This window comes from uncultured Campylobacter sp. (genome assembly GCF_938030685.1).
GTDB lineage: Bacteria > Campylobacterota > Campylobacteria > Campylobacterales > Campylobacteraceae > Campylobacter_B.
On record NZ_CALHHX010000041.1, the window covers coordinates 1 to 7553 of the forward strand.

9 protein-coding genes and 1 tRNA gene are annotated in these 7553 nt (G+C 44.7%); all 10 read left to right on the plus strand.

The features are described from left to right. The coding region (gene tuf / locus Q0369_RS01825; RefSeq protein ID WP_298095195.1) for an elongation factor Tu at nt 1-1157 on the plus strand (1157 nt) is incomplete at its 5' end. Between the two features lie 55 nt (nt 1158-1212). Beyond that, a complete protein-coding gene (gene rpmG / locus Q0369_RS01830) occupies nt 1213-1386 on the plus strand; it encodes a 50S ribosomal protein L33 (RefSeq protein ID WP_005872634.1) in 174 nt (57 codons plus the stop codon). A gap of 7 nt (nt 1387-1393) precedes the next feature. Continuing rightward, nucleotides 1394-1469 (plus strand) — tRNA-Trp (locus tag Q0369_RS01835). 12 nt (nt 1470-1481) lie between these two features. After that, the gene (gene secE, locus Q0369_RS01840) at nt 1482-1655 is read left to right on the plus strand and encodes a preprotein translocase subunit SecE (protein WP_297997693.1); all 174 of its coding nucleotides are present in this window, start codon (nt 1482-1484) and stop codon (nt 1653-1655) included. Between the two features lie 14 nt (nt 1656-1669). Next, complete coding sequence (nusG, locus tag Q0369_RS01845) at nt 1670-2200, plus strand: transcription termination/antitermination protein NusG (RefSeq protein ID WP_298095200.1); 531 nt, start codon at nt 1670-1672, stop codon at nt 2198-2200. A 20-nt stretch (nt 2201-2220) separates the two neighbouring features. After that, nucleotides 2221-2646: a 50S ribosomal protein L11 gene (gene rplK / locus Q0369_RS01850; protein ID WP_005872629.1), complete on the plus strand. Its 426-nt coding sequence runs from the start codon at nt 2221-2223 to the stop codon at nt 2644-2646. A gap of 56 nt (nt 2647-2702) precedes the next feature. Next, nucleotides 2703-3404: a 50S ribosomal protein L1 gene (gene rplA, locus Q0369_RS01855; protein WP_291939398.1), complete on the plus strand. Its 702-nt coding sequence runs from the start codon at nt 2703-2705 to the stop codon at nt 3402-3404. 113 nt (nt 3405-3517) lie between these two features. Next, nucleotides 3518-3997, plus strand: coding sequence for a 50S ribosomal protein L10 (gene rplJ, locus Q0369_RS01860; RefSeq protein WP_298095203.1), 480 nt, complete (start codon nt 3518-3520; stop codon nt 3995-3997). A 20-nt stretch (nt 3998-4017) separates the two neighbouring features. Next, on the plus strand, nt 4018-4398 hold the full coding sequence (gene rplL, locus Q0369_RS01865; protein WP_177386842.1) for a 50S ribosomal protein L7/L12: 381 nt from the start codon (nt 4018-4020) through the stop codon (nt 4396-4398). Nucleotides 4399-4488: 90 nt separating this feature from the next. Further along, a partial coding sequence (gene rpoB / locus Q0369_RS01870; RefSeq protein ID WP_298095206.1) for a DNA-directed RNA polymerase subunit beta occupies nt 4489-7553 on the plus strand: 3065 nt, incomplete at its 3' end.

A 7553-nucleotide genomic window follows, 5' to 3' on the forward strand; every position in this document is an offset into this window, starting at 1 on the left:
TTGGTACCATCGGTCACGTTGACCATGGTAAGACTACTTTGACAGCTGCTATTTCTGCTGTTCTTTCCAGGAAGGGTCTAGCCGAGCTAAAAGACTACGACAATATCGATAACGCTCCAGAGGAAAAAGAGCGCGGTATTACTATCGCTACGTCTCACATCGAATATGAGACTGAGAAGCGTCACTATGCTCACGTTGACTGCCCTGGCCACGCCGACTACGTAAAAAATATGATTACCGGTGCGGCTCAGATGGACGGCGCTATTTTAGTTGTTTCTGCTGCGGATGGCCCTATGCCTCAAACTCGCGAGCACATCTTGCTTTCTCGCCAGGTAGGCGTTCCTTATATCGTAGTTTTCCTAAACAAAACCGATATGGTCGATGATCCGGATCTTTTAGAGCTAGTTGAAGAGGAAGTTAGAGATCTTTTAAAAGAGTATAAATTCCCTGGCGACGAGACCCCAATCATTAAGGGCTCTGCTCTTAAGGCTCTTGAGGAAGCGAAAGCCGGACAAGACGGCGAATGGTCTGCAAAGATTATGGAGCTTATGGATGCGGTTGATAGCTATATTCCAACCCCTGTTCGCGATACCGACAAAGATTTCCTTCTTCCGATCGAAGATATTTTTTCGATTTCCGGTCGCGGTACCGTTGTAACCGGTAGAATCGAAAAAGGTATCGTTAAAGTTGGCGATACTATCGAGATCGTAGGTATTAAACCTACTCAGACTACTACCGTCACTGGCGTTGAGATGTTTAGAAAAGAGATGGATCAAGGTGAAGCCGGCGATAACGTAGGTGTTTTATTGCGCGGTACTAAGAAAGAGGAAGTAGAGCGCGGTATGGTTCTATGCAAACCAAAATCGATCACTCCTCATACTAAATTTGAGGGCGAGGTTTATATCCTAACTAAAGAAGAGGGCGGACGCCATACTCCATTCTTTAATAATTATAGACCGCAGTTTTACGTTCGTACGACAGATGTTACCGGTTCGATTACTCTTCCTGAGGGAACCGAGATGGTAATGCCTGGTGATAATGTTAAGATTACCGTTGAGCTAATCGCTCCGATTGCTCTTGAGCAAGGTACTCGCTTCGCGATTCGCGAAGGCGGTCATACCGTAGGTTCAGGCGTCGTTTCGAAAATCATCGCTTAATTTTTTGCAAGCGGAATTTTAAAATTCCGCTTGCTTTTTTATTCAAGGAAACCAAATGGCAAAGAATTCAAGTAGAGTAAAGGTCGGATTAAAATGCTCCGAAAGTGGCGATATTAACTATACTACTTATAAAAATAGCAAAACTACGACCGAAAAACTAGAACTTAAAAAATATTGCCCCAGATTAAAAAAGCACACGCTTCATAAAGAAGTCAAGTTAAAAGGCTAATTGTTATAGGGCAATAGCTCCAACGGTAGAGCGCCGGATTCCAAATCCGATGGTTGGGGGTTCGAATCCCTCTTGCCCTGCCACGAGGATTGGGTATGGAAAAAGTAAAAGAGTATTATAAACAAGCAAAGATAGAGTTAGATAAGGTAATTTTCCCGACTAAAGATCAGACTAAAACAGCATATATCTCTGTAGTAGTCGTAGTCGTAGTTATCGCACTGTTCTTAGCGCTAGTGGATCTTATTATGTCCGCTTTGATAACTGCTTAAGTAAGGATCGCAATATGGCAAATAAATGGTATGCGATACAAACTTACGCCGGCAGCGAGATGGCGGTAAAGCGCGCAATAGAAGCGCTAAAAGAGGACGAAGCGCTTGAGACTAAGATCGGCGAAGTGCTAGTGCCTACCGAAGATGTTATAGAGGTCAAAAATACAAAGCAAACCATTAAAGAGCGTAGCTTATATCCAGGGTATTGTTTTGCAAATTTAGATTTGGATACCACTTTATGGCATAGAATTCAGATGCTGCCTAAGGTCAGTCGCTTTATCGGCGAGGCGAAAAAACCCTCTCCGCTACCGGAAAAAGATATCGAAATAATTCTAGAAAAGATCAATAATCGCGAGGCTCCTAAGCCGAAGATAAATTTTGAAGACGGAGAGACGGTTAGGATCGTCGACGGACCTTTTGCTAATTTCAACGGCATCGTAGAAGAGTATGATATGATCCACGGCAAGCTTCGCCTTAATGTTTCGATCTTCGGACGAAGCACGCCGATTGAAATTTCATACTCGCAAGTTGAAAAGATTATTTAAATTTTATAAGGAGTAAATTTATGGCTAAGAAAGTTGTTGGCGAAATCAAGCTGCAAATAGCGGCCGCAAAAGCAAATCCAAGCCCGCCGGTAGGTCCTGCGCTAGGTCAAAAGGGCGTTAATATTATGGAATTTTGCAAAGCGTTTAACGAGCGAACCAAAGATATGGCAGGCTTCAATATTCCTGTTATCATCACGGTTTATGCCGATAAAAGCTTTACTTTCATCACTAAACAACCGCCTGCGACGGATTTGATCAAAAAAGCGGCGAAGATAGATAAGGGTTCGGACAACCCTCTTAAAAAGAAGGTAGCATCCTTAACTAAGGCTCAGGTTTTAGAGATCGTCGAGAAAAAGATCGCCGATCTGAATACTAAAGATAGAGAGCAGGCGGCTAGGATTATAGCGGGTTCGGCTCGTTCTATGGGTATTACGGTCACCGACTAGACCTTTTGACCGCTAAGGTTTAAAAAAGCGGTAGCACTTTAATTGCGGAGAAATATATGCCAAAAAATTCAAAAAGATTCAACGAACTTTTAAAAAAAGTTGACGTAAATAAAATTTATAGTGTAGACGAAGCGGTAAGCACGGTAAAAACTCTAGCTTCTGCTAAATTTGATGAGACGGTGGAGATCGCTCTTAAACTAAACGTAGATCCAAGACATGCCGATCAGATGGTGCGCGGCTCGGTCGTTTTACCTGCCGGTACTGGCAAGAGCGTTCGCGTAGCCGTGATCGCAAAGGACGCAAAGGCTAGCGAGGCTAGCGAAGCGGGTGCCGATATCGTGGGTGCCGATGATCTGATTGAAGAGATTCAAAAAGGAAATATAAATTTCGATGTTCTTATCGCTACTCCAAATTTAATGGGACTAGTCGGTAAGGTAGGTCGTATTCTCGGTCCAAAAGGCGTTATGCCGAACCCTAAAACCGGTACCGTTACTATGGATGTCGCTCAGGCCGTTAAAAATGCTAAGGGTGGACAGGTAAATTTCCGCGTCGATAAGCAGGGAAATATCCACGCAGGCCTTGGCAAGGCGAGCTTTAGCAAAGAGCAGCTTTTAGACAATCTTACGACGTTTATCAAAACCATAAATAAGCATAAGCCAGCGACTGCGAAGGGTAGATACGTAACTCATGCATCGCTTTCACTTACTATGAGTCCTGCGGTTACGCTGGATAATCAAGAAATAATCGATTTAAAATAAAATTTTAAATTTTTATCTTAGATTGGAGATAGCTCAAGGTTTTTAACTTAATTGATCGAAATTTTAAAATTTCGATCGCTTGGCTTGAAATCACCGATCGGAAAGGAGACCTAATGACGAGAGACGAAAAATCAAAGATAGTAGCGGAGCTTGGCGAGGCTTTTAAGGCTAGCGAAGCTATAGTAATTTCCGATTTTAAAGGCCTTAGCGTTAAGCAGCTTGAAGATCTTAGAAATAGCGCGCGCGAAGCGGGCGTAAAGGTTCGGGTTATTAAAAACACCCTAGCTAATATCGCATTAAAAAATGCCGAAAAAAACGGACTTAGCTTTAAAGATACCAATATCTTCTTATGGGGCGAGCAGCTTTCTGTATGTAAAGTAGCGGCTAAATTTGAAGAGAAAAATGAAATTTTTAAGCTTAAGACCGCTCATATCGATGGGGAAGTAGCCGGCGTAGATAAGATTAGAGCGCTTTCGAAGATGCCTTCGAGAGACGAGCTTATCGCGATGTTACTTCAAGTATGGAATGCGCCGATTCAAAATTTTACGATCGGCCTCAATGCGCTTAAGCAGAAAAAAGAAGCTAGCGCTTAATTAAAATTTAGGAGAATAAAATGGCAATTTCAAAAGAAGATGTTTTAGAGTATATCTCTAATCTTTCGGTGCTAGAGCTTAGCGAGTTAGTTAAAGAATTCGAAGAAAAATTCGGCGTAAGCGCAGCTCCAGTTATGGTAGCAGGCGGCGCAGGTGCTGGCGGCGCAGGTGCGGCAGCGGCTGAAGAGAAAACGGAATTCGACGTCGTATTGCTTGATGCGGGCGATAAGAAAATCAACGTAATTAAGGTTGTTCGCGCCTTAACGGGCCTTGGTCTAAAAGAAGCCAAAGACGCTACCGAGGCTACTCCGTCCGTTCTTAAAGAGGGACTTAACAAAGAAGACGCCGAGAAGGCTAAAAAAGAGCTTGAAGAAGCAGGCGCTAAAGTCGAACTCAAATAAATCGCGGAATTTTAAAATTTCGCATACAAATGTGTGCCGGTGCGTCGCAGCGGCACTTCTTTCTTTAAAATACAACTACGAGGTAGTGGAATGTTAAACAGCCTATATTCAGGAAATCGTCTTAGAGTGGATTTTTCAAAGGTTCCCAAAGACATCGAAATTCCGAATTTATTACAACTACAAAAGAAAAGTTTTGATCATTTTTTAAATCTTGATAACTCGGGTGGAGAAAGCGGCATAGAGAAGGTTTTCAAAGCCATTTTTCCTATCCACGACGTACAGAATAGACTAAGTATTGAATACGTAAGCAGCGAAATTTCAAAGCCAAAGTATTCGATTAGAGAATGCATGGAAAGAGGGCTTACTTATTCGGTAAATTTAAAGATGAAGCTCCGCTTGCTCGTGCATGAGCGCGATGAAAAGACGGGCAAAAAAATCGGCGTAAAAGAGATCAAAGAGCAAGATATATTTATCCGCGACATTCCTTTAATGACCGATAGAATTTCATTTATCATTAACGGCGTAGAGCGCGTCGTCGTAAATCAGCTGCACAGAAGCCCAGGCGTAATCTTCAAAGAGGAAGAGAGCCCTACGGTTCTAAATAAACTTATCTACACCGCTCAAATAATACCTGATCGCGGCAGCTGGCTATACTTCGAATACGACGTAAAAGATGTACTATACGTGCGCATAAATAAAAGGCGCAAGGTTCCGATAACGATCCTATTTCGCGCACTCGGTTACAAAAAGCAAGACATCATAAAATTATTTTATCCTATTAAGACAATCTATATTAAAAAAGGAAAATTCCTGACCGATTTCGATCCTAAAGAATATACGGGCAGGCTCGATTACGACATTATAAACGAAAAGGGCGAGGTGCTTCATCAAGCAAGCAAGCGCCTAACATCCAAAAAAGCGGAGAAGCTAGCTGAGGACGGACTAAAGCTCATCGAGTATCCGGCTGAAATTTTAGCCGAGCGCTACCTAGCGGGCGCCATCGTCGATAAAAACAGCGGCGAAGTGCTTTTTGATTCACTAACCGCGCTTGATGAGGGCAAGCTAGCCAAGATCGCCAACACCGAGAAAAAATTTACGATCGCCAACGACCTAGCTAGCGGCGTGGATACTTCGATCATAAATTCCTTCATCCAAGATGCCGACGCGCTTAAACTCTTACAGCAAAGCGAGGGCATAGACGATGAGAACGATCTGGCTGCGATTAGAATTTACAAAGTAATGCGCCCCGGCGAGCCGGTGGTAAAGGAGGCGGCAAAGAGCTTCGTAAACGATCTGTTTTTCAACCCTGAGCGCTACGATCTGACCAAAGTCGGTCGTATGAAGATGAATCACAAGCTGGGTATCGAGGCGCCGGAGTACGTAACCGTACTAACCAGCGAGGATATTATCAAGACGGCGAAATATCTAATCAGGGTTAAAAACGGCGACGGCTTCATCGACGATCGCGATAATCTCGGCAATCGCCGCATCCGCTCGATCGGCGAGCTTTTGGCAAACGAGATGCATCTTGGCTTTATCAAAGTTCAAAAGGCGATCAAGGATAAATTTACCGGCATCAGCGGAAATTTAGACGAACTTATGCCGTATGATTTCGTAAATCCTAAAATCATCACCACTACGCTTATGGAATTTTTCACTGGCGGCCAGCTAAGCCAGTTTATGGATCAGACCAATCCGCTTAGCGAGGTCACGCATAAGCGCCGTCTATCTGCGCTGGGCGAGGGCGGTTTAGTTAAAGAGCGCGCAGGCTTTGAGGTGCGCGATGTCCATCCTACGCACTACGGTAGAATTTGCCCTATCGAGACGCCGGAGGGTCAAAACATCGGTCTGATCAATACCCTAGCGACCTATGCGAAGGTAAATGATCTAGGCTTCGTCGAGGCTCCGTATAAAAGAGTCGTAAACGGCAAGGTCACCGACGAGATCGTATATCTTACCGCTACGCAAGAAGAGGGGCTCGTAATCGCTCCTGCGTCCGCTAAATTGGACGAAGAGGGCAATATTGTAGAAGAGCTTTTAGAGGTCAGAAAAGACGGTGAAAATATTATGGCTAAACGCGAGGATATTTCGCTGATAGACCTTTGCTCCGGTATGGTCGCGGGCGTAGCGGCGTCGCTGATTCCGTTTTTGGAACACGACGATGCTAACCGCGCCTTGATGGGCTCGAACATGCAGCGCCAAGCCGTGCCGCTTCTACACTCTACCGCTCCTATCGTTGGAACGGGCATGGAGGCGATCATCGCACGCGATTCGTGGGAAGCGATCAAGGCTAATCGCGACGGCGTCGTAGAAAAGGTCGATAATAAAAACATATTCATTTTGGGCGAAGACGAGAAGGGGCCGTTTATTGATCACTACGCGATGGAGAAAAATTTACGCACCAACCAAAACACTACCTTTTCACAGCGCCCGATCGTGCGTAAAGGGGACGTGATAAAGGTGGGTCAAATCATAGCTGACGGTCCTAGCATGGACGGCGGCGAGCTTGCGATTGGCAAAAACGCCCTCATAGCCTTTATGCCGTGGCACGGTTACAATTACGAGGATGCCGTCGTCATGAGCGAAAAGATGATTCGTGCCGACGAATACACCAGCGTGCATGTTTATGAAAAGGAGATCGAGGCTAGAGAGCTTAAAGACGGCGTGGAGGAGATCACGCGCGACATCCCTAATATCAAAGAGGAGGAGCTTACCCACCTCGATGATAGCGGTATCGTAAAGATCGGCACTCACGTCAAACCGGGCATGATCCTAGTAGGCAAGGTAACTCCGAAGGGCGAGGTCAAGCCGACGCCTGAAGAGAGGCTTTTACGCGCGATCTTCGGCGAGAAGGCAGGGCATGTGGTAAATAAATCGCTCTACGCTACCGCTTCGATGGAGGGCGTGGTAATCGATGTTAAAATTTTTACCAAAAAAGGCTATGAGAAGGATCCGCGCACGAACAAAGCCTACGAGGATGAAAAAACCGAGCTCGAAAGGGAGCATCACGACAGACTTTTGATGCTTGATCGCGAGGAGATGCTAAAGGTAGTGGCGCTACTTTCTAAAAGCGCTTTACAAAGCGATCAAAGCCTAAATAAAAAAGATTATAAAAAGGGCGATAAGGTTAAAAAAGAGGAGCTTGAAAGCTCCAA

Coding starts and splice junctions, on each gene's coding strand:
- secE (WP_297997693.1), top strand. CDS start 1,482: ATGGAAAAAGTAAAAGAGTATTATAAACAAGCAAAGATAGAGTTAGAT.
- rplJ (WP_298095203.1), top strand. CDS start 3,518: ATGACGAGAGACGAAAAATCAAAGATAGTAGCGGAGCTTGGCGAGGCT.
- rpmG (WP_005872634.1), top strand. CDS start 1,213: ATGGCAAAGAATTCAAGTAGAGTAAAGGTCGGATTAAAATGCTCCGAA.
- rplK (WP_005872629.1), top strand. CDS start 2,221: ATGGCTAAGAAAGTTGTTGGCGAAATCAAGCTGCAAATAGCGGCCGCA.
- rplL (WP_177386842.1), top strand. CDS start 4,018: ATGGCAATTTCAAAAGAAGATGTTTTAGAGTATATCTCTAATCTTTCG.
- nusG (WP_298095200.1), top strand. CDS start 1,670: ATGGCAAATAAATGGTATGCGATACAAACTTACGCCGGCAGCGAGATG.
- rplA (WP_291939398.1), top strand. CDS start 2,703: ATGCCAAAAAATTCAAAAAGATTCAACGAACTTTTAAAAAAAGTTGAC.